The organism is Mumia xiangluensis, assembly GCF_010994095.1.
Classification (GTDB): domain Bacteria; phylum Actinomycetota; class Actinomycetes; order Propionibacteriales; family Nocardioidaceae; genus Mumia; species Mumia xiangluensis.
This window is the reverse complement of record NZ_WJYO01000004.1, coordinates 367559-388950: the sequence shown is the minus strand read 5'-3', so window position 1 is coordinate 388950 and position 21392 is coordinate 367559. Positions and strand designations below refer to the sequence as shown.

Genomic DNA, 21392 nt, shown 5'->3' with positions numbered 1-21392 from the left:
GTGCGGGTCAGGCAGCCATACCGGGTTGCCACCACGCCAGCTCGAGTGGGCGTGCTGGACTCGGGAGCACCTTCGCGTCCGGTGGTGTGCCAGCGGGCGACCCATCCCATGGCGGAGCCATCTCGGGTGGCTCCGTCTCCGGTGGTGCTGTCTCGGGTGGTGCTGTCTCGGGTGGCGCTGTCTCGGGTGGCGTCGGGCGGGTGTGGGTCGGGGTGTCGCGTTCGTTGCGCATCCGCCGTAGCCATTGCCGCAGCCGGTGGCGTGTCTGGCGGTGTTCGTCGTCGAGGAACAGCGTGCTGCCGGCGAGGTGGCGGGAGAACACGAACCCGCCCTGACCGTCGGCATCGACGGTGAGCCTGCCGGCGTGCACGCTCTGGTGACAGCGTGGGCAGATCCCGACCAGGTTGTCCAGATCGGTCGGTCCGCCGTGTTCCCACCAGACCACGTGATGCAGCTCCAGCACACTGCCGCCACAGCCGGGGTTCGCACACCGGCCACCTTGGCGGGCATGCACCGCCCGGCGCTGCTTGCGGTTCGCCAGCCGCAACGCCCCACCCACGTTCAACACCGCCGCTTGCGGTGTCGGACCACCGGTGACCCCGTCGAGGAGGATCGCGGTCCGGTCGGCGTCACAGGTCAGGTAGTCGAACAGCTGCGGGCCGATCACCCCCCACCCGGCCAGCTGCGGCGGTGCGGCCCCCGGCGCCTTGGCCAGCCACTCGGCCTCGACCAGCACGTTCAGCTGCGGCTGCACCCCGCGTTGGGTCGGCATCCCGTGCGCCAGCACCGACGCGGTCAGGTCCCCGACCGCGTCCAGCCGCCGCTGGGCTGCGGTCCGTTCGTCGTCGGCGTCCCGTGGCGCCGACGCGGCGGCCAGCCAGGTCTCGAACCGGGTGCCGGTGACGATGTCGAGGTAGCCCTGCAGATGGAACCCGTCGCCGACCCGGGTAACCGACACGTCATGCTTGTCCATCCCACCCAACCAGGACCGGTCCGGCCCCTCAGGATGGACGGCTTCCTCCAGCTCCTTCAACACCGCACGCAGCTCGGCCGGCTCGCACGTCAACGCCACATCCAGCATCACGTCCTCGGCCGCGGCCACCACCTCCGCGCCGGCCTTCTTCACCCCGAGCGTGAACGCGTCCAGATGATCACGGCGGATCTCACCGGCCTGGTAGGCGGCACCGACCTGCGGCAGGATCCGCATCGTCGCCCCGGCCGCGACCGCGGCCCGGGTCTGCACCACGTCCCAACGCAGCTCGCGACGCGCCCACGCCGGCGCCGTCGGGGCACCCTCGGACTCGTACGCGCCCGAGGTCTGGAGCTGGTCGAACCACCCCGGCAACAGCCCGCCGACACGGTCCTGGAGCGCCGTCAACCGGCGCAGCATCTCGCACGTCTGCGCCTCCGACGCCAGCGCGGCTGGCTGGGCGGCGAACGCCTCCAGCGCCACCTCCACCGCATCCAACAAACCGTCGTCGAACATGTGTTCTATTCTAGAGCGGGTGCACCCACCGGCGCCAGTCCTCCTGCACATGAAACCCGCACGATTCCCAGAACGCCGCACCGAGCGCGTTTCCCTCGAGCACCATCGCGTCGATCCGTCCGGCTCCGACCTCACGCGCGCGCTCCTGGGCATGCGCCACGAGCCGCCGCGCCACCCCGCTCCGACGCGCCTCGGGGCCGACCGCGAGCCGGTAGAGGTGGAACCGCCAGCCGTCCCACCCCACGATCAGCGACCCGACGATCTCCTCGGCACGCTCGGCGACCACCAGAGCCTCCGCATCCCGCGCCATCAGACGCCGGACCGCATCCTCGGTGTCCACCGGACGCGCGTCGTTCTCGCCCGCCGCCTCCCAGAACGCGATCAGCGCTGTCGCCTCGTGCTGTCTTGCCGGCCTGATCGACAGGTCCGCCACGTCGAGCTCCTCCCGCTCGTCGCCGTCCGCTCGATGCAGACTGGGCGCGACGATGCCACAACGGCCGTTCTACCACCGCACAATGGACACCCGGAGCAAGGAGATCAGACATGGACGGGGCCGACGACCGGCGTTTCCTCGACCTCGCGATCGAGCAGGCGCGGATCGGCTGGAGCGAGGGCGGCGTGCCGATCGGGGCCGCTCTCGTTCACGACGGCCAGGTGCTCGCGGTCGGGCGCAACCGACGGGTCCAGATGGGCAGCGCGATCCGCCACGGCGAGACCGACTGCATCGAGAACGCCGGGCGCCTCCCCGCCACGGTCTATCGCGCGAGCACGCTCTACACGACGCTGTCACCGTGCTTCATGTGCGCCGGCACGGCACTCCTGTACGAGATCCCGCGGATCGTCGTCGGTGAGAACCGGACCTTCGAGGCGTCCGAGGAATGGCTACGGTCCCACGGCACCACCGTCGACGTCGTCGACGACCCGGAGTGCGTCGCGCTGATGGAGCGCATGCTGCGCGAACGCCCGGCACTGTGGGCGGAGGACATCGGCGAGGAGGCCTGACAGGCGAGGAGGCCTGCCAGACCCGCACACGCCTACTCGACCGGGAGTCCGAGCCCCCGCGCGATGAGCATGCGCTGCACCTCGGACGTCCCCTCGCCGATCTCGAGGATCTTCGCGTCGCGGTAGAACCGCGCGACCGGGTACTCCTCCATGAAGCCGTACCCACCGAAGACCTGGGTCGCGATCCGTGTCGCCGTCACCGCCTGCTCGGTCGCGTACAGCTTGGCGATCGACGCCGCCTGCTTGAGCTCCTGCCCCCCGACGCCGGCGTCCTTCATCGCGGCTGCCTCGTACGTCAGGGCGCGCGCCGCGCGTGCGGCGACGGCGAGGTCGGCGATCTGGAAGGCGACCCCTTGCTTGCGTCCGATCGGCCCGCCGAACGTCTGCCGGTCGAGCGCGTACTCGCGGGCGAGGTCGAGGCACGCCTCGATGCACCCGACCGCGAGCGCGGCGATGGCGATGCGGCCGTCGTCGAGCGTCGCGAGGAACTGAGCGTAGCCGCGGCCACGCTCACCGAGGAGGTTCTCCTCCGGCACGCGGCAGCCGGTGAAGGACAGCGGATGGGTGTCGGAGATGTGCCAGCCGAGCTTGTCGTACGCGGCCTCGGCCACGAAGCCCGGCGTCCCCGAAGGGATCATGATCGTGGAGATCTCCGGACGGCCGCCGTCCCGCACACCCGTACGCGCTGTCACCGTCACCACCGACGTGATCGACGAGCCGGAGTTGGTGATGAACTGCTTAGCGCCGTCGACGACCCACTCGCCGTCCGCGAGCACCGCCTTGGTCGCCGTCGCGCCGGCGTCCGAGCCCGCGCCAGGCTCGGTGAGCCCGAAGCCTGCGAGGGCCTGTCCGGCCACGAGGTCGGGGAGCCACTGCGCCTTCTGCGCGTCGTTGCCGAAGGTCAGGATGGGGTTGATGCCAAGGCCGACGGCGGCCTCGAGGGTGATGCCGATCGACTGGTCGACGCGACCCAGCTCCTCGATCGCGACGCACAGGCTGGTGAAGTCGCCCCCCGAGCCGCCGTACTCCTCGGGCGCGGTCAGCCCGAACAGGCCGAGCTCCCCCATCTTCGCGACGAGATCGACCGGAAAGTGATGGTCGCGGTCCCACTGCGCGACGCGCGGGGCGACCTCGGCCTGGGCGAAGTCGCGGACGACCTTGCGGAAGGCCTCGTGCTCGGGAGAGAGAGTGCTGTACGCCATACCGGCGATGTTAACAGTCGTTAACGTCTGCGCCCAGGAGTGCTTCGGACTCGACGCCTCACGTCCGCATCGTCGCCGGAGCGCTCGTCGAGCCTCGCGGCTCGACGCGTGGCGGCACGGGGCGCACCGCCTCTGCGGCTGGCGCAGCGATGAGCTCCTCGAGCTGGCGGACGATCGTGGCCGGCGAGATCGGGCGCGGCCGGGCGAAGACCTCGAGCAGCGCGTCCACGGACTGGGCGACGGTGAACATCGCACCGGCCTCCCGCCGGGTCTCGGGCGGGAGAGGTCCGCTCCCGACCGCCTCCCGGAGTCCCCAGGCGAGCGCCTCGGCATCGTCGGGCGCGACGAGCATCACGCCCCCGCAGTCGGTCTCGGGCAGGCCGCCGTCGTCCGACGCGACCACCCGGCAACCGGCGTGCTGGGCCTCGATGGAGACGATGCCGAAGGTCTCGTGCCAGTACTGGCTGTTGGACGGCATCACCACCACGTCGTGCGCAGCCATCAGCGCGGCCATGGACTCCGGCGTCGTGCAGCTCGGCACCACGGAGATGCCGGGATGCACGCCGAGCATCTGCTCGATGATCCGCCCCTGCGGCTTGTCCGAGCCCGCTGCGGTCGCGGTGAACAGCAGGTCGGTGTCGGCGTCGATGACGTCGATGTGGAGCATCGAGAGGAGGGTGTAGACCCCCTTCTCGGGACTCAGCCGTCCCGCGTACAGGACTCGGGTCGTCCCGTCCGCGCTCTCGACGCGCGGCACGTCAGCGAAGCACGGCTCCGCGAACGGGTACACGACGCTGATGGTCGCGACGTCGACGTCGAGGAAGCGCGCCCACGTCGTGGCGGCGTACCGGCTCGTCGCGATGAGCGTACGGTCGCGCGTCCCGTCCACCGCGAACGCCCGCTCGTGCGCACGGATCGGCGGCGGGTTGTGCAGGATGAGGAACGCTGGCTCCTTCGTGGCGACGACGTGCGGCTCGTTGACGAACACCACCGTCCCATCGAGTCCTCCGACCTCGGCGAGCGTCGCGAGCGACAGGAAGGGGAGGTCGGTGAACCCCTCGCGCCCGTCGTCGACCCCGAGGCCGATGGTGACGACCTGCGCGGCGACGCCACGGCGGTTCAGCTCACGAACCTGTCCGACGGTGTAGTTCTCGGAACCGCCGGTGCCTGCAGGCAACCGGTTCCCCGGGGACCAGATGAACGAGATCATGCGTACCACCCTCTGTGTGCGACGAGCTCAGATCGGGTGGCGGACGAGAGGACCGCGGCCGCGGGTCGGCGGGAGGCGACGCCCTGGTGGACGTGCCCGCTCGTCGTCGGCCCTACACATGAGGAGAGAGCATCACGCCCGTGACCCGCGACCCGGGTCGAGACGTGGACGAAGCCCTCGGAAATCAAGAACCTGCAGCACCCCGTCGTCGGCACCTGCAGGTACTTCGACACTAGCACGCAGTCCCGCCGCGGTCCGGTCGCGACGAACTGCCTAGGGTGTTCTCCAGCCGGACGAGTTGACACATTTGCGATCGCAAATCATGATGTTTGCGAAAGCAAACTGAAAGGACCTCCCTCGTGCTCTCGAGCTCCTCGTCACGCCTCCCCCGCGTCGTCGCGGCAGCCGCCGCCCCGCTGGTCATCTCTGCGCTCCTCTTCATCCCTCTCCCCGCGGCAGCCGACGGCGACGACGCGCCGCAGAAGCTCCAGCTCGTCCTCGACGCCTCGGGCTCGATGGCCGAGCCGGCGAAGGGCGGAGGCACCAAGATCGCGGCCGCCCGCACCGCCCTCACCAACGTGGTCGAGACGCTTCCGGACGAGGCGGTCGTCGGGATGCGCGTGTACGGCGCGACCGTCGACACGGGCAAGGGCGCCTGCACGGACTCCCAGCAGGTCGTCGAGCCCGGCACCGACAACCGCGACGCGCTCACGAGCGCGGTCGGGGACTACAAGCCCCTCGGCGAGACCCCGATCGGGTACGCGCTCCAGCAGGCCGGCAAGGATCTCGGCACCGAGGGCAAGCGCACGATCGTGCTCGTGTCGGACGGGGAGTCCACCTGCGACCCCGACCCGTGCAGGGTGGCGCGGGACCTGTCGCAGGACGGCATCGACCTCAAGATCGACGTCGTCGGCCTCTCCGTCGATGCCAAGACACGCAAAGAGCTGCGGTGCATCGCCGACGCCGGCCACGGGACGTACTACGACGCCGACTCGGCGGCCGACCTCACTGAGCGCCTGGAGGTCACCTCCACGCGGGCGTTCCGCCCGTTCGACTTCACCGGCACGCCCGTGCAAGGCACCGCGTCCCGCAACAACGCACCGGAGATCGGCGTCGGACAGTGGCTCGACAAGGTCCCGGCGAAGGACACCGTGGCCTTCTACAAGATCCCGCGCACCATCCCCGGGTCGACGATCCACGTCGGCGCGACGACCCGAACCCCCGGCGACAGCCTCGGAAGCGGACTCGTGCTCCAGCTCGACGGCGACGACCTGACGACGTCGTGCAACACCGGCTCAGCCTTCGAGACCGCGATCGGCGGCGCCCACCTGGTCAGCGGAAGCGTCAACAGCTGGTCGTCGTCCGCGCTGCCCACGTGCCAGGACGGCGAGGAGCTCTATCTCGGCGTCAAGATCTCGGTCGACAGCTCGCTCGCCGGCGCGCCTGTGGAGCTCGTCGTGTACGAGGAGCCGCCGCTGACCAAGGGCGCGGATGCTCAGCTCTCCCCCGCTGCCCAGGTCCCGACGTGGCAGGACATGGAGCCGGGGACTCCGACCGCCGGAGTCGTCCCCGGCACCGGCTTCGGGAGCGCCGCCGTGATCGAGCCCGGGACGTACCGGTTCACCATCCGATCGGGCGAGCACCAGATGCTGGCCGTCCCGCTGTCGTGGGGCCAGAACGTCCAGGCGCAGATCGACGCCGACCTCCCGAAGGCGGCGTACGACGGCGCCGGGGTCCACAGCGGCTTCGACGTCCGGACCATCGGCCCCACCCGGACCGACACCGACGTCGACCTGTTCGCCATCGCCCCGAAGGACTGGCGGGCGACCATCCCCTTCGGGAACATGTGGATCGAGGACGACAAGCACTGGCGCCGTGGTTCGATGACCGTGCCGGCGGCGTACGCGAACCGCGCCGACGTGAAGACGGACGTCAAGGCCTCGGCGCTCGCCGGCTACACCTACATCGACGTCGGGTTCACCAACGCCGCCAACGACGCCGCCGTGATCACCTACGACCTCACGATGCAGGTGTTCGGCGAGGCCCAGGAGGAGCCGGCGTACGCCGAGGGCGGCGACGCGGTCGCGCCCGAGGCCGACACGGTGGGTGCACCTCCCGCAGCGGGCGGCGACCCGGCTGACGGGGACGCCGACGGCCCGGGCAGCGACGACGTGGCGGCGGCCTCCCGCAGCTCCGACGGTGGCCCCCCGTGGCTCGCCCTCGGTGTCGGCGGGTTCGGTCTGCTGCTGGTCGCCGGCGGCGCGGCCGCCGTACTGCTCGCCCGCAGGCCGAAGCAGCCGGCTGCTCCGCAGCCCCCGCAGCAGCCGTGGAACGGCGGTGGGCCGAGCGGCTGGTAGCCCCACGTCGGCGGTGGATCCGAGCCACACGTCTCGGGTCCGCCGCTGCTGGTTCAGCCCAGGAGCAGGACGGCCGTGACGACGAGGAGCGCGATGCCGAGCCCGATCGCGGCGAAGCCTGCTGCCGCGAGGCGGGGGCGGGACGACGCCGCGGGCTCGACCGGCGCGGGCGCAGGCTCGACCGGGGAAGCAGCGGCCGGCTCGACCGGCGCGGGCGCTGGCTCGACCGGCGCGGGCGCAGGCTCGACCGGGGACACAGCGGCCGGCTCGTCCCCAGGCACCGTCACGTGCACGAACACCTCGATGTCTGCACCGCCGTCGTCGGGCGCGACCCCTTCCGGCGGGACCAGACCCGTGCTCCGCAGATAGCCCCGCGCGTCGGCGGCGGACTGCGGGCGGCGGCGCGGATCGGGGTCGGTCAACCCGAGGGCGAGTCGCCACAGCCGGCCGTCGACCCCCGCCGGAGGGGCCGGCGCGAGGGGTGACCCCTCCTCGGGCCGCTGCCCGGAGAGCATCTCGGCGAGCACCACGCCGACGCCGTACAGGTCCTGGGTCGGGTGGAGGTCGGCACCGACGAGGCTCTCGGGTGCGCGGTATCCGCGGGTCCCGAGCACCATCGCCGGCGCGGTCATCCTCGGCTCGTGCAGCGGCGCTGCGACGCCGAAGTCGCTCAACCTCAGGTACGGGCGACCACGACCCGTCGGCTCGAGCAGCAGGTTCGCGGGCTTGACGTCACGGTGCAGGATGCCGGCCCCGTGCACCGCGCCCAGCGCGTCGAGCAGCTGGTCGAGCAGGCACGCTGCCCACGGCACCGGCAGCGTGCCGAAGTCCTCGAGAAGGTCGTGCACCGAGCCTCCCCGGACGACGTCCATGGTGAACAGCACCGTGTCGTCCTCGCCCGCCCAGCCGAGCGGGCGCACCGTGTGGGGGTGCTCGACGCGGGTGCTCAGCTCGCGCACGAACCGCAGCAGCAGCGCCGCGTCGACCTGCCGTACGAGCTTCGCGGCGCGTACGACGTCCTCGCGCCGGTCGTGCACCAGCCACACGGTGCCCATGCCACCGGCGCCGATCGGCTCCATGAGCTCGTACCGGCCCGCGAAGACCTCACCCATCCGCGCCGTACCTTCGCAGCAGCGCGGCGATCCGGGGGTGGACGTCGGAGACCAGCGCAGCGGCGTCCTCGTACTCGGCTGCTGTCGCCTCGGCCCGGAACAGCGCACGCACGGCACCCGAGTCGGCGGTCGTCCTCGACGTCACCACCGCAGCGCCCTCCTCCGACGCGAGGGACTCGACGGCCTCAGCCCGTGACACCTGCCCCGACGCCACCGCCTGCGCCGCGGCGTACATGGCTTGCAGCCGGGCCACGGCGGCCGGGTTGCCGATCTTGACGCGGTGACCGTTGACCAGCTGCGAGAGCATGGGCGCCGAGATCCCGAGCGTGTCGGCGACCCGGGCCTGCGTCAGACCGAGGGTGTCGGCGCAGCGGCGCACGATGACACCGAGCGGCTCGCCGTACAACGCCGCCTGGGCCTGCCGGTTGGCCTCGGCATCGGGAGCGCTCATGCACCGAACCCTAGCCGGGTGGCGGACACCCGTCGGGGCCGATCACCCCCCGCTCTAGACTCGACGGGCAGCCCCAGGCACATCGAGGAGCACCCGTGAGCAACGACCAGGGCATCCGCCCGCTGAGCAAGGTCCTCATCGCCAACCGTGGTGAGATCGCCGTCCGTGTCATCCGCGCGTGCAAGGACGCCGGGATCGGTAGCGTCGCGCTGTACGCCGACGCCGACCGCGACGCCCTGTTCGTCCGCCTCGCCGACGAGGCGTTCTCGCTCGGAGGTGCCACGCCCGCCGAGACGTACCTGTCGATCGAGAAGATCCTCGATGTTGCGAAGCGCAGCGGTGCCGACAGCGTGCACCCCGGCTACGGGTTCCTCGCCGAGAACGCCGAGTTCGCCCAGGCCGTCATCGACGCCGGGCTGATCTGGATCGGTCCCCCGCCGCACGCCATCGAGGCCCTCGGCGACAAGGCGAAGGCCAAGCACATCGCCGCGAAGGCCAACGCCCCGCTCGCCCCGGGCACCAAGGACCCGGTCGCCGATGCCGACGAGATCGTCGCGTTCGCCAAGGAGCACGGTCTTCCGGTCGCGATCAAGGCCGTCTTCGGCGGCGGTGGCCGCGGCCTCAAGGTCGCCCGCACGCTCGAGGAGATCCCCGAGCAGTTCGACTCCGCCGTCCGCGAGGCGGTCACGGCGTTCGGACGCGGCGAGTGCCTCGTCGAGAAGTTCCTCGACAAGCCGCGCCACGTCGAGACCCAGTGCCTCGCCGACGCCCACGGCAACGTCGTGGTCGTCTCCACCCGTGACTGCTCGCTGCAGCGCCGCCACCAGAAGCTGGTCGAGGAGGCGCCCGCACCGTTCCTGACCGACGAGCAGATCGATCGCCTCTACACCGCGTCGAAGGCGATCCTGCGCGAGGCGCGCTACGTCGGCGCCGGGACCTGCGAGTTCCTGGTCGGCCAGGATGGCACCATCTCCTTCCTCGAGGTCAACACCCGTCTGCAGGTCGAGCACCCGGTCTCCGAGGAGGTCACCGGCCTCGACCTGGTCCGCGAGATGTTCCGCATCGCCGCCGGCGAGGAGCTCGGCTACGACGACCCGGAGATCCGCGGCCACTCGATCGAGTTCCGTATCAACGCCGAGGACGCGGGCCGCGGCTTCCTGCCCGCCCCCGGCACGCTGACGAAGTGGGACCCGCCGGCCGGCCCCGGCGTCCGCGTCGACTCCGGCTACGTCGAGGGCGAGACCGTCCCCGGCTCGTTCGACTCGCTCGTCGCCAAGCTGATCGTCACCGGCAACACCCGCCAGCAGGCGATCGAGCGGTCGCGCCGTGCGCTCGACGAGTTCGGCGTCGACGGCATGCCGACCGTCATCCCGTTCCACCGCCGCGTCCTCGACGACCCCGCCTACCTCGGCGACGGCAAGCGGTTCGACGTCTACACCAGCTGGATCGAGACCGAGTTCGACAACGACATCACCCCGTACGCCGGTGGCGCCGCCGCCGGTGACGACCTGGCCGAGCGCGAGACCGTCACCGTCGAGGTGGGCGGCAAGCGGCTCGAGGTCGTCCTCCCCGGTGGCCTCGGCGCCGTCGCGGGTGCCTCGGCCGCGGGCGGCGGCAAGAAGCCGAAGCGCGCCGCCGGCAAGAAGGCGGGCGCAGCGGCCAGCGGCGACGCGCTCGTGTCCCCGATGCAGGGCACGATCGTCAAGGTCGCCGTCGAGGAGGGCCAGACCGTCGCCGAGGGCGACCTCGTCGTCGTCCTCGAGGCGATGAAGATGGAGCAGCCTCTCAACGCGCACAAGGCCGGCACGATCACCGGGCTCTCGGCGACCGCCGGCGAGACGGTCACGGCGGGCGCGGTCGTCGCCGAGATCAAGGACTGACGTTGGCGGGAGCGGGTACGGCGCGGCGACGCGCCGCGGTGATGGTTGCGCGTACGGCGCTGGCGGGCGTGCTCGGCTCGCTGGCGCTGCTCGCCGCGTCGCCGGCCGTCGCGACGGCCGCCCTCCCCGCGGCGGACACCACCCCCGTACCCGTCCTCGTCGACAGCACGGTCGACCAGGTCGCGGCCGCGCTGAAGCAGGACCCCGTCATCGTCGAGCAGGTGATGGGTAACGGTGACGCCGCCGGAGCCCACGACCGCCTGCGCGACGTGATCGACGGCTCGGACGCGCCGATCTACGTCGTCATCGGCAGCACGCCGCGCGGTCTGGGCGAGTCCGACCCCGCCAACGACCTGGCGGTGCGGCTGCGATCCCGGCTCGGCGCCGGCATCTTCATCATCGCCCTCACCCACGGCCCGCCCCGGCACGCGGCGTGGGGTGTCCCCGAGGCGACTCAGTACTCGAACGCCGTGTACGACGCGTACAAGAAGATGCTGCCATTGGCCTACCCCGACGTCGACTGGGAGACCTACGACTCCGAGAACCGGCCCCGGGGGCTCTCCGACGTCGCCTACGCACAGATCGCCGCCACGGTCGCAGCAGGCGGTGCGCCGTGGGGCATCGACGACACCGCGCTCGAGGAGATCGCGACCGCGTCGTGGGCGCCGCTGCCTGAGGAGCTTCCCCGCTCGTACGACGCGGCGACGCCTGGCGGTCGATGGGTCGTCGGCACCGTCGTCGGGCTCTCGGTCCTGCTGGTTGGGCTGAGGCTGGTGCTGTGGGCCACCGCGTCGCGGAAGGCACGCCAACGGTCGACGGCCGAGGCGACCGCCCTGACGCCGACGCGGCTCGACCTCGCCGACCTCGTCGCCCGCGCGGAGCGGACCACGACGAAGCTCGCCGACGAGCTCGCCGGCGCGTCCTCGTCGCCCTATGCCGACGCGGCCGTCGGCTATCGGACTGCCGCCGAGGCGGTGCTCCGCGACCTCGAGGACCTCTCGCTGCCCGAGGACAAGGCCCGGTACGGCACCCAGCTGCGCGACGCGGTCGGCGCGCTGGTCCTCGCCAACGCAGGCCGCCACGAGCTGGGCCGCGCAGGCAAGGGGGGAGGAACCGAACGCTACGTCCCGTGCTTCTTCGATCCCCTTCACGGGCGGGCCTTCCACACCGTCTCCGCACCTGGCCGAGCAGCCGTCGACGTCCCCGCCTGCCGCCGCTGCTCCGAGACGGTATCGAGCGGCGGCACCCCGCGGGCACTCATCTTCCCGCCTGTCCGGCGCCGCCAGCTCCGCCCGTACTACGAGGAGAGCACCGTGTGGGCCCGCACCGGCTACGGGGCTCTGGACGATGAGCTGTGGCGGGCCGTCGTCGCCGATCGCGCGGGGGTGGACCGTTGAGGTGGCTGGTGCGCTGGATCGGCGCTGCCGTCGTCGTCGGGCTCGCCTTCGGCGCCGCGATGTTCGGCGTCCAGGAGTACGAGTCGCGGCACGCCGACATCGAGGCACCGCTGCCGCCGGGCGGCGACCGGGTCGCCGCGGCCACCGATGCCCTCGTCGCCGACCACCTGTACGTGGCGCCGGAGCTGCAGCGCCTCATCACTCCCGAGGAGCAGGCACGGGTCGCCACGGCCGCTGCTGCCGCGGATCCCGCCGCGTTCATCGCGCTCTCCGGCAAGGGTGACGCGGGCTACTACCTCGACGCGGACCTCGCGCAGTACCTCATCGACGGCGTCGGCGAGGCCGGGTCGTACCTGGTCTGGGACGGCGAGTCGGTGTCCGGGACCGAACGCACCACCGGCGGCGATCTCTCGACGTACGTGTCGCCCGACATGGCGGGCAAGACCGAGGCGGCGCTGATGCGCTACATCGACGCGGTCGATGCCGCGACGCTCGAGCCGCTCGACGACTCCGACTACTGGGGCGGTCCGCGGGGCGGCTTCCTCGCCGCGCTCCTGATGGTGTCCGGCGGGTATCTCGCCTTGACGCTGGTCGTGGGTGTCGTCCGCGTACTGTCGGGCGCCTCGTACTTCCTACCCGGGCGCTGGCGCGACTTCGTCACAGGGAGCAAAGCATGACGGCGACGCCGCAGAGCGCTGACCTCGACGCGATCTGGGCATCGCTCGACGAGACCGGCGTCTACGTCGACCCGTCGATGACCTCCCAGATCACCGCCGACCAGGTGGCAGAGATCGAGGCCAACGTCGCCCGCACGGAGGAGCCGACGTACGTCGTCGCCTACCCGCTGGCGTTCGATGACGAGTTCAGCGGTCGCGCCGAGGACCTGCTCGCCACCGTGCACGATCACAACCCGCAGCCAGGGGTCTACCTCGCCACGGACACCGGCTTCGGCGAGCCGCGCCTGGAGGGCAAGTCGTGGGAGACGACCACCGACGACTACGCGGCGTACAAGGTGACGTTCGCCGCGGAGCACGAGCACCCCTCCAACCTCGGCGACCAGCTCGTCGCCGCCACCGAGATGCTCGCTGACGGGACGACCGAGGCGCGGTACAACGAAGAGTGGACGGAGTACGAGAAGGAGAGCGAGTCGACGTCCTCCTCGACCTCCTCGTCGTCCTCGTACGACGACGGCGGCGGCTCGACGGGTCCGATCGTCGCCGGATCGCTGACGATCGCGATCGTCGTCGTCGCCATCGCACTCGCACGGACGTGGCGCCGCTACAAGATCGAGCGCGGCGACATCCCCGGCCGCAAGAAGGCGTTCGCCCTGCCCGCGTCGGTCGTCGAGCGGGTCCGGGACGCGCACGACAGCGCGCTCATCGCGCGCGCGGACCGCGAGCTGCTGGCGCTGGGCGAGCTCATCGACGAGACCGACATGCAGGGCGACGCCGCTGCCTGGCAGGCCGCGCTCGACCACTACGACGCAGCCAAGCGGACCCGGGGCGAGGGGTCGAAGCCGGACGTGCTCGACGTGGTCGGCACCCTTGTCCTGGTGGAGCGCGGCAGCGCAGCCCTCGACGCCGCGACCGCCGGCAAGGCGTACAAGCCGACCGCCCCCTGCTACCTCAACCCTCTCCACGGCGCGGCGAACGGGCGTACGACGCTGGACACCGCGACCGGCAAGGTCACGGTCCCGCTCTGCGCCGCGTGCCGCCGCGACCTCAAGGCGCACCGTCGCCCCGACATCCTCGACGTCGTGCGTGGCGGGAAGCCGGTGCACTACTTCGACTCCGGGGTCGAGCCGTGGGCGAGCACGGGCTACGGCTCGCTGGAGCTGGACCTCGTCACGCAGCTGCACCGCACGCGCCGCTGACCGTCTCCTGAGACCGACGGTGACGTGACACCGACGATGTGCCATCGTGCCCGCATGACGATCGCAGTGGCGTACACCCCCGACCAGTACGGCGAGACGGCCCTCGAGCACGGCATCGCGTGGGCGCGTTCCCACGATGCACGCCTCGTGCTCGTCAACGTCGCGAAGCACTCCCGCTTCGACGAGGACGCCGACTTCGTGCACGGCTACGACCTGGAGCAGCTCCAGCACCGCCTCGCCGACGCCTCCCTGCCGGCCGGCCATCGCGTCCGGCAGCCAGTCGGCCCGGCGACCGCCGATCTCATCCTCGACGCGGTGGCCGACGAGGGGGCAGACCTTCTCGTCATCGGGATCCGGCACCGCACGCCGGTCGGCAAGCTGATCATGGGCAGCGTCGCTCAAAAGCTGCTGCTCGATTCTCAGGTCCCGGTCTTCGCGGCGAAGCCCGGCCAGCACCCGTTACGGTGAGATCCGGTCGCCCCACCGTCGCGGCGGCCGATGAGGACCTGACGCACTCCCGATCGGAGTACCCCCATGTTCCGCAAGGTCGTCGTCGCCAACCGTGGCGAGATCGCGATCCGTGCATTCCGTGCCGCCTACGAGCTCGGCGCGCGCACCGTCGCCGTGTTCCCCTATGAGGACCGCGGCTCCGAGCACCGCCTGAAGGCCGACGAGGCCTACCAGATCGGCGAGGTCGGTCACCCCGTCCGCGCCTACCTGGACCCTGAGGCGATCGTCGCCACCGCCGTACGCGCGGGTGCCGACGCCGTCTATCCCGGCTACGGCTTCCTCTCCGAGAACCCGGCGCTCGCCAGCGCCTGCGCCGAGGCCGGCATCACGTTCGTCGGCCCCTCCGAGGACGTCCTGCGCCTGACCGGCAACAAGGCCCGCGCCATCGAGGCGGCCCGCGCCGCCGGCGTACCCGTCCTGGCGTCCGTCCCGCCCAGCCGTGATGCCGACGAGCTGGTGGCTGCGGCGGACGCTCTCCCGTACCCGCTGTTCGTGAAGGCCGTCGCCGGTGGCGGCGGTCGCGGCATGCGACGCGTCGACGACCCGGCGCAGCTGCGCGAGGCCGTCGAGACCGCCATGCGCGAGGCGGAGGGCGCGTTCGGCGACCCGACGTGCTTCATCGAGCAGGCCGTCGTCGACCCGCGGCACATCGAGGTGCAGATCCTCGCCGACGCGACCGGCGACGTGGTCCACCTGTTCGAGCGCGACTGTTCCGTCCAGCGGCGCCACCAGAAGGTCGTCGAGATCGCGCCCGCTCCCCGGCTCGATCCGGCGATCCGCGAGCGGATGTGCGCCGACGCCGTCGCGTTCGCGAGGTCGATCGGCTACACGTGCGCCGGGACGGTCGAGTTCCTGCTCGCGCCGGACGGGTCGTACGTCTTCATCGAGATGAACCCCCGGATCCAGGTCGAGCACACCGTCACCGAGGAGGTGACCGACGTCGACCTGGTCCAGGCGCAGCTGCGCATCGCCTCCGGCGAGACGCTCTCCGACCTCGGGCTGCGCCAGGACACCATCACCGTCCGCGGTGCCGCGATGCAGTGCCGGATCACGACCGAGGACCCGGCCAACGGTTTCCGGCCGGACACCGGCAAGATCACCACGTACCGCTCCCCCGGTGGCGCCGGTGTCCGCCTCGACGGCGGCACCACGTACGCCGGCACCGAGATCGGTGCGTACTTCGACTCGCTGCTCACCAAGCTGACCTGCCGCGGCCGCAACTTCGAGGCAGCGGTGGAGCGGGCGCGCCGGGCGCTCGCCGAGTTCCGGATCCGCGGCGTCACGACGAACCTGACGTTCCTCCAGGCGCTTCTCAACGACGAGGAGTTCGTCGCGGGAGGCGTCACGACCTCCTACATCGACCGGCACCCGGAGCTGCTCGCCGCGCCGCCCTCGGCCGACCGCGGCACCAAGCTGCTGTCGTACCTCGCCGACGTCACCGTCAACCGCCCGCACGGCACGGCCCCCGACGTGCTCGACCCGCGGGAGAAGCTGCCCGCGATCGACCTCCGCGCCGCGGCGCCGGCCGGGACACGCCAGCAGCTGCTCGAGGTCGGTCCGGAGGCGTTCGCCCGGACGCTGCGCGAGCAGACGCAGGTCGCCGTCACCGACACGACGTTCCGCGACGCCCACCAGTCGCTGCTCGCGACGCGGGTGCGGACGTACGACCTCCTCGCCGCCGCTCCCGTCGTCGCCCGTACGACCCCGCAGCTGTGGTCGGTCGAGGCGTGGGGCGGCGCGACGTACGACGTGGCGCTGCGCTTCCTCAAGGAGGACCCGTGGGAGCGCCTCGCCCACCTGCGCGAGGCGATCCCGAACGTGTGCCTCCAGATGCTGCTGCGCGGTCGCAACACGGTCGGCTACACGCCGTACCCGACCGAGGTCACCGACGCGTTCGTCACCGAGGCCACCGCGACCGGCATCGACGTCTTCCGCATCTTCGACGCGCTCAACGACGTCGCGCAGATGCGGCCCGCGATCGAGGCGGTCCGGGCGACCGGGTCGGCCGTCGCGGAGGTCGCGCTCTGCTACACCGGCGACCTGATGGATCCGGACGAGCCGATCTACACGCTCGACTACTACCTTCGGCTCGCCGAGCGCATCATCGACGCGGGCGCGCACGTGCTCGCGATCAAGGACATGGCAGGCCTGCTGCGCGCACCCGCGGCCTCGCGTCTCGTGCGGGCGCTGCGCGAGCGCTTCGACGTGCCGGTGCACCTGCACACCCACGACACCGCGGGCGGGCAGCTCGCGACGCTGCTGGCGGCGATCGATGCCGGCGTGGACGCCGTCGACACCGCGTCCGCGTCGCTGTCGGGCACGACCTCGCAGCCGCCGATGTCCGCGCTCGTCGCGAGCACCGACCACACCGAGCGGACCACGGGGCTGTCGCTGCAGGCGGTCAACGACCTCGAGCCGTACTGGGAGGCCGTCCGCAAGCTCTACGCGCCGTTCGAGGCCGGGCTCCCGTCGCCGACCGGGCGCGTCTACCGGCACGAGATCCCCGGCGGTCAGCTGTCCAACCTGCGGCAGCAGGCGATCGCGCTCGGGCTGGGCGACCGCTTCGAGCAGATCGAGGACATGTACGCCGCTGCGAACGACATCCTCGGCGACATCGTCAAGGTCACGCCGTCGTCGAAGGTGGTTGGAGACCTCGCGCTGCACCTCGTCGCGGTCGGCGCGGACCCGGTCGAGTTCGCCGACAACCCGCAGGCGTTCGACATCCCCGACTCGGTGATCGGGTTCCTCGCCGGCGAGCTCGGCGACCCGCCCGGCGGATGGCCCGAGCCGTTCCGCACGAAGGCTCTGGAGGGTCGTACGGTCAAGTTCGGCGAGACTCAGCTGGGGGCCGACGACAGCGCCGGACTCGCGGCCGACCCGCGTCCGACGCTGAACCGGCTGCTGTTCCCCGGACCGACGCGCGACTACGAGGAGGCGCGCGGCGAGTACGGCGACCTGTCCGTGCTGCCGACCGAGGCGTTCTGGTTCGGGCTGCGTCCCGGCGCCGACGTCGAGGTCGCGCTCGAGGAGGGCAAGACGCTGATCCTTGGGCTCGAGGCGATCAGCGACGCCGACGCGCGCGGGCTGCGCAACGTCCTCTGCACGCTCAACGGGCAGCTCCGTCCGGTGCTCGTGCGGGACCGGTCGGTGGCAAGCGACGTCGTGGCTGCTGAGAAGGCAGACGGGTCCGACCCGCTGCACGTCGCCGTGCCGTTCGACGGTGTCGTGACTCCGTCGGTCGCTGTCGGCGACACCGTCGAGCCCGGCCAGCAGGTGGCGACGATCGAGGCGATGAAGATGGAGGCGTCGATCACGTCCCCCAACGGCGGCACCGTCGCCCGGCTCGTGATCGACGGCCCGCGCCAGTCCGAGGGCGGCGACCTGCTCCTGGTCCTGAGCTAGCCGCCCCGCCCCGGTCCGCCCCGCGGGGTCCCGCCGCGTCCCCGGGGTCCCGCCGCGTCCCCGATTTGGGCAGTTCGGGTAGGAATCCGCACCGCGATTCGTACCCGAACTGCCCGAATCGGGCACGTCCACAGGACTCGACCGTCCACAGAAGCCAGGGACGCCCCGTCGAAGCGAAGTCGCAGGCGCCACCTGTGAGGGGTGAGACCGCTACCGAGTTCCCTCACCACAGGCCCCTTCACGATCGCGGCCGCTGAGGCCGTCGGCTTCGACCGACATGACCTGAAGTCGCGGCGCTTTCGGCGACTCTTCCGTGGCATCTACTGCCTCGCCAGCGACGAACCAACGCTCCTCACGTGGTTGCGCGCCGCACTGCTGCTGCTCCCCGACGACGCCGTTGCCAGCCATCTCACGGCACTGCGGCTGTGGGGCCTCGAGGTACGCGGGCTCTTTCCGCTCCACTTCTCGACGAACACCGAGTCACGCGTCCGACGTGACGAGATCCGGCTGCACCGGCGCCGCGGCCGGCTGCGGGCGTACGTACGGCACCGCATCGCGTGCACCGGACCGGACCGGACCTACGTCGACTGTGCTGCCCAGCGTCTGACACTGCCCGAGCTGGTCCAGGCTGCCGATCATCTGATCCACGCCGGCCACACCACGCTCGCCGAGCTGAGGGCGTACCTCGACCAGTGCCACATCGACGGAGTCGTACGGGCTCGGCGCGCGTTCGCGTACGTCCGCGAACGCGTCGAGTCGCCGATGGAGACCCTCGTACGGCTGGTGCTGGTGTTTGCGCGCCTGCCGGAGCCCGACCCGAATCCGGACGTCCTCGACGCCGCCGGCCGGTTCGTGGCGCGCTGCGACCTCGTCTACTGGAAGTACCGCGTGATCGTCGAGTACGACGGCGCCTGGCACGAGCGCTCCAAGAAGCAGCGCGCGCGCGACCGGACGCGCCGCGAAGCCCTCGAGCGTCTCGGCTGGACCATCATCGTGATCCTCGACGACGACCTCGCGAACAAGAAGGCGATCGTCTGGCGGGTCTACGGGGCACTGCGCGACAACGGGTACGACGGACCGCGCCCGCACTTCAACGCGATGTGGACTCGCTGGTTCGCGTAGGCTCCCGTCCCTCCCGTCCCCGATTCGGGCAGTTCGGGTACGAGTCCGCGCCCTGATTCGTACCGAACTGCCCGAATCGCGGACGGGGCGGGGCGGCGCGGGTCAGCGGGGCTGGTGCAGGCGACGGGCGGCCTCGGCGACCGATCCGCTCATCGACGGATAGACGGTGAACGCGTTCGCGACCTGGTCCGTCGTCAGCCCCGTGGAGACGGCGAGCGAGACCGAGTGGATCAGCTCCGACGCACGCGGAGCAACCACGACTCCGCCGATCACAGCGCCACCGCCAGGACGGCAGAAGAGCTTCACGAAACCGTCGCGCACGCCCTGCATCTTCGCGCGCGGGTTGCCCGACAGCCGCAGCGTCACCGACTCTGCGTCGACCTCACCGGCGTTGATGTCCTTCTGGCTCACGCCGACCGTCGCAATCTCGGGGGCGGTGAAGACGTTGGAGACGACCGTACGGAGCCGCAGCGGATGCACCGCGTCGCCGAGAGCGTGCGCCATCGCGATCCTGCCCTGCATGGCCGCGACCGAGGCGAGCATCAGGACACCGGTGCAGTCCCCGGCCGCGTACACGCCGCGCGCCGACGTCCGCGACACCCGGTCCACCTCGATGAAGCCGCCGGCATCGACGTTCACGCCGGCCGACTCGAGGCCGAGACCGGCGCTGTTCGGGATGGATCCGAGGGCGAGCAGGCAGTGCGATCCCTCGATCTCGCGACCGTCGGTGAGGCGTACGACGACGGTGTCGCCCTTGCGCTCGACCGACTCCATGCGCGAGCGGGACAGGACGTTCATCCCGCGCCGGGTGAACACCTCCTCGAGGACGACCGCCGCGTCCGGGTCCTCGCCGGGGAGCACCCGGTCACGGCTGGACACGAGCGTCACGTCACATCCGAGGGCCTTGTACGCTCCTGCGAACTCGGCGCCAGTCACGCCCGACCCCACGACGACGAGGTGCTCCGGGAGCTCGTCGAGCTCGTAGACCTGCTCCCAGGTCAGGATGCGCTCGCCGTCAGGCTGCGCCGTGTCCACGACGCGGGGGTGCGCACCGGTCGCCAGGAGCACGATCTGGGAGTGGAGCTCCTCGGAGCCGCCGTCGGCGCGGTCGACGAGCACCGTCTCCGGGCCGTCAAGCCTCGCCGTCCCAGCGATCACCTGGACGTTCTCACGCTCCATGCGGCGCCGGATGTCGTCCGACTGAGCGATGGCGAGCCGCTTGACGCGATCGTTGACCTGCTTGAGCGCGACCGTCTGCGAGCCGCTCCCGGTGATGCCGAGCTCTGCCGACCCGGCGACGTCGGTCATCAGGTCGGACGTCGCGATGAGCGTCTTGCTCGGCACGCAGTCGGTGAGGACGGTCGATCCGCCGAGCCCGTCGCGCTCGACGACGGTGACCTCCGCTCCGAGCTGCGCCGCAACCAGCGCAGCCTCGTACCCACCTGGTCCACCACCGACGATCACGACGCGATTCACGCCGTCATTGTCTCGCACCCCGCGCCGTCGGCACGTCGCGGTCGGCGGTGGGTGGCGCCCGGTGTCGGCTGCGCCACACAGGGGTCTCGATACTCCGCTCGTTCCTCGCGGCTACTCGACCGGCGAGGGAGGGGGCGGCTACTCGACCGGCGAGGACGGGGCGGCTACTCGACGAGCGAAGGCGCGGCGCCGATCTCCGCGAACAGTGCCTCATTGAGCGCGAAGGCGACCTTCACCTCATCCACGACGCGCTGCTTGGCGACGTCGTCGAGGGGCAGCGCGTCGAGCCGAGCGCGGTAACCGTCCTTGAACAGCTTGGGCTTCGGCACGAGCGGGAAGTCGTAGAAGGTCACGCCCTCCGGGGCCATGGCGTACTCACGCTGGAGGATCCGACCGATCGCCTGGCCGCCAGAGAGGTCGCCGAGGTAGCGCGTGTAGTGGTGCGCGAGGAAGCGCACCGGGTCGTCGCCGGTCTCGGTGACGCGGGCCGCGTACGCCGTGGCGGCCGGTCCGACGGGGATCTCGCGCCAGTCGTCGCCTGAGAGGAACACCATGTCGGCCTCGATGGCCGCGGAGCGAAGCAGCGCGGCGTCGACGACGGCGCTGCCGACGGGGTCGGTCGCGAGGGCGTCACCGACGGACTCGAGCGCCGCGTAGACGACGGCGAGCTGACGCAGGAAGACGGTGTAGCGCTCCACGGACGACCGGCCGTCCAGCAGATCGGTCATGAAGGTCGAGTTCTCGGCCGACGTGTGCTCGGCACGCGACCCCTCGCGCATGAGAGCGGAGAGATCGGTGCTCGGAACGGTCGTCTCTTGGGGGGCGGTGACGGTCATCGAGGGGCCTCCACGGGCGATCTTCGGACTGCGGACGAGTGCCGGAAACAATATGACACACCGTCATCATCAATGG

General features: G+C 71.4%; 17 protein-coding genes. 9 read left to right on the top strand and 8 right to left on the bottom strand.

The features are described from left to right. Positions 1 to 7: 7 nt before the first annotated feature. Both GH747_RS14915 and GH747_RS14910 read right to left on the bottom strand, forming a co-directional pair. Positions 8 to 1486, bottom strand: a complete 1479-nt coding sequence (locus GH747_RS14915; RefSeq protein WP_163695661.1) for an HNH endonuclease — start codon at positions 1484 to 1486, stop codon at positions 8 to 10. Between the two features lie 10 nt (positions 1487 to 1496). Continuing rightward, complete coding sequence (locus GH747_RS14910; RefSeq protein ID WP_149770380.1) at positions 1497 to 1919, bottom strand: GNAT family N-acetyltransferase; 423 nt, start codon at positions 1917 to 1919, stop codon at positions 1497 to 1499. 110 nt (positions 1920 to 2029) lie between these two features. On the opposite strand from GH747_RS14910, the gene GH747_RS14905 reads away from it, so the two are divergent. Next, positions 2030 to 2488 (top strand): nucleoside deaminase, encoded by a 459-nt coding sequence (locus GH747_RS14905; protein ID WP_149770379.1) that lies wholly within the window; start codon positions 2030 to 2032, stop codon positions 2486 to 2488. Between the two features lie 32 nt (positions 2489 to 2520). Here the strand turns inward: GH747_RS14905 and GH747_RS14900 are convergent, their stop codons facing one another. Beyond that, on the bottom strand, positions 2521 to 3690 hold the full coding sequence (locus GH747_RS14900) for an acyl-CoA dehydrogenase family protein (protein ID WP_149770378.1): 1170 nt from the start codon (positions 3688 to 3690) through the stop codon (positions 2521 to 2523). Between the two features lie 58 nt (positions 3691 to 3748). Beyond that, complete coding sequence (locus GH747_RS14895; RefSeq protein WP_149770377.1) at positions 3749 to 4900, bottom strand: glycosyltransferase family 4 protein; 1152 nt, start codon at positions 4898 to 4900, stop codon at positions 3749 to 3751. Between the two features lie 359 nt (positions 4901 to 5259). Between GH747_RS14895 and GH747_RS14890 the strand changes: the two genes are divergently transcribed. After that, the gene (locus GH747_RS14890) at positions 5260 to 7257 is read left to right on the top strand and encodes a vWA domain-containing protein (RefSeq protein WP_149770376.1); all 1998 of its coding nucleotides are present in this window, start codon (positions 5260 to 5262) and stop codon (positions 7255 to 7257) included. Positions 7258 to 7310: 53 nt separating this feature from the next. Here GH747_RS14890 and GH747_RS14885 read toward each other — a convergent pair whose 3' ends face one another. Both GH747_RS14885 and GH747_RS14880 read right to left on the bottom strand, forming a co-directional pair. After that, positions 7311 to 8369, bottom strand: coding sequence for a serine/threonine-protein kinase (locus tag GH747_RS14885; protein ID WP_149770375.1), 1059 nt, complete (start codon positions 8367 to 8369; stop codon positions 7311 to 7313). Further along, positions 8362 to 8820: a helix-turn-helix domain-containing protein gene (locus GH747_RS14880; RefSeq protein ID WP_149770374.1), complete on the bottom strand. Its 459-nt coding sequence runs from the start codon at positions 8818 to 8820 to the stop codon at positions 8362 to 8364. The genes GH747_RS14885 and GH747_RS14880 overlap by 8 nt, the downstream gene beginning before the upstream one ends. A gap of 95 nt (positions 8821 to 8915) precedes the next feature. Here GH747_RS14880 and GH747_RS14875 point away from each other — a divergent pair, with 95 nt between their 5' ends. The 7 genes from GH747_RS14875 (at position 8916) to GH747_RS14845 (ending at position 19004) form a co-directional block, all read left to right on the top strand. Next, positions 8916 to 10700: an acetyl/propionyl/methylcrotonyl-CoA carboxylase subunit alpha gene (locus tag GH747_RS14875; RefSeq protein WP_228552939.1), complete on the top strand. Its 1785-nt coding sequence runs from the start codon at positions 8916 to 8918 to the stop codon at positions 10698 to 10700. Positions 10701 to 10702: 2 nt separating this feature from the next. Continuing rightward, positions 10703 to 12097: a hypothetical protein gene (locus GH747_RS14870; RefSeq protein ID WP_149770373.1), complete on the top strand. Its 1395-nt coding sequence runs from the start codon at positions 10703 to 10705 to the stop codon at positions 12095 to 12097. Positions 12098 to 12105: 8 nt separating this feature from the next. Then, a complete protein-coding gene (locus GH747_RS14865; RefSeq protein ID WP_149770372.1) occupies positions 12106 to 12774 on the top strand; it encodes a hypothetical protein in 669 nt (222 codons plus the stop codon). Next, positions 12771 to 13970, top strand: coding sequence for a hypothetical protein (locus GH747_RS14860; RefSeq protein WP_149770371.1), 1200 nt, complete (start codon positions 12771 to 12773; stop codon positions 13968 to 13970). The genes GH747_RS14865 and GH747_RS14860 overlap by 4 nt, the downstream gene beginning before the upstream one ends. 54 nt (positions 13971 to 14024) lie before the next feature. Then, entirely contained in the window at positions 14025 to 14438 is a 414-nt protein-coding gene (locus GH747_RS14855; RefSeq protein WP_163695658.1) for a universal stress protein, read from the top strand. Positions 14439 to 14504: 66 nt separating this feature from the next. Further along, entirely contained in the window at positions 14505 to 17882 is a 3378-nt protein-coding gene (locus tag GH747_RS14850; RefSeq protein WP_149770369.1) for a pyruvate carboxylase, read from the top strand. Between the two features lie 360 nt (positions 17883 to 18242). Then, entirely contained in the window at positions 18243 to 19004 is a 762-nt protein-coding gene (locus tag GH747_RS14845) for an endonuclease domain-containing protein (RefSeq protein WP_149770368.1), read from the top strand. 102 nt (positions 19005 to 19106) lie between these two features. On the opposite strand, the gene GH747_RS14840 is transcribed toward GH747_RS14845, so the two are convergent. Beyond that, positions 19107 to 20480, bottom strand: a complete 1374-nt coding sequence (locus tag GH747_RS14840; protein WP_149770367.1) for an NAD(P)H-quinone dehydrogenase — start codon at positions 20478 to 20480, stop codon at positions 19107 to 19109. A gap of 164 nt (positions 20481 to 20644) precedes the next feature. Continuing rightward, the gene (locus GH747_RS14835; RefSeq protein ID WP_149770366.1) at positions 20645 to 21316 is read right to left on the bottom strand and encodes a biliverdin-producing heme oxygenase; all 672 of its coding nucleotides are present in this window, start codon (positions 21314 to 21316) and stop codon (positions 20645 to 20647) included. Positions 21317 to 21392 lie beyond the last annotated feature (76 nt).

Excerpts from the sequence above, each read along its gene's own strand:
- GH747_RS14905 (WP_149770379.1), top strand. The coding sequence starts at position 2,030 with ATGGACGGGGCCGACGACCGGCGTTTCCTCGACCTCGCGATCGAGCAG.
- GH747_RS14895 (WP_149770377.1), bottom strand. The coding sequence starts at position 4,900 with ATGATCTCGTTCATCTGGTCCCCGGGGAACCGGTTGCCTGCAGGCACC.
- GH747_RS14855 (WP_163695658.1), top strand. The coding sequence starts at position 14,025 with ATGACGATCGCAGTGGCGTACACCCCCGACCAGTACGGCGAGACGGCC.
- GH747_RS14835 (WP_149770366.1), bottom strand. The coding sequence starts at position 21,316 with ATGACCGTCACCGCCCCCCAAGAGACGACCGTTCCGAGCACCGATCTC.
- GH747_RS14900 (WP_149770378.1), bottom strand. The coding sequence starts at position 3,690 with ATGGCGTACAGCACTCTCTCTCCCGAGCACGAGGCCTTCCGCAAGGTC.
- GH747_RS14880 (WP_149770374.1), bottom strand. The coding sequence starts at position 8,820 with ATGAGCGCTCCCGATGCCGAGGCCAACCGGCAGGCCCAGGCGGCGTTG.
- GH747_RS14860 (WP_149770371.1), top strand. The coding sequence starts at position 12,771 with ATGACGGCGACGCCGCAGAGCGCTGACCTCGACGCGATCTGGGCATCG.
- GH747_RS14850 (WP_149770369.1), top strand. The coding sequence starts at position 14,505 with ATGTTCCGCAAGGTCGTCGTCGCCAACCGTGGCGAGATCGCGATCCGT.
- GH747_RS14915 (WP_163695661.1), bottom strand. The coding sequence starts at position 1,486 with ATGTTCGACGACGGTTTGTTGGATGCGGTGGAGGTGGCGCTGGAGGCG.
- GH747_RS14885 (WP_149770375.1), bottom strand. The coding sequence starts at position 8,369 with ATGGGTGAGGTCTTCGCGGGCCGGTACGAGCTCATGGAGCCGATCGGC.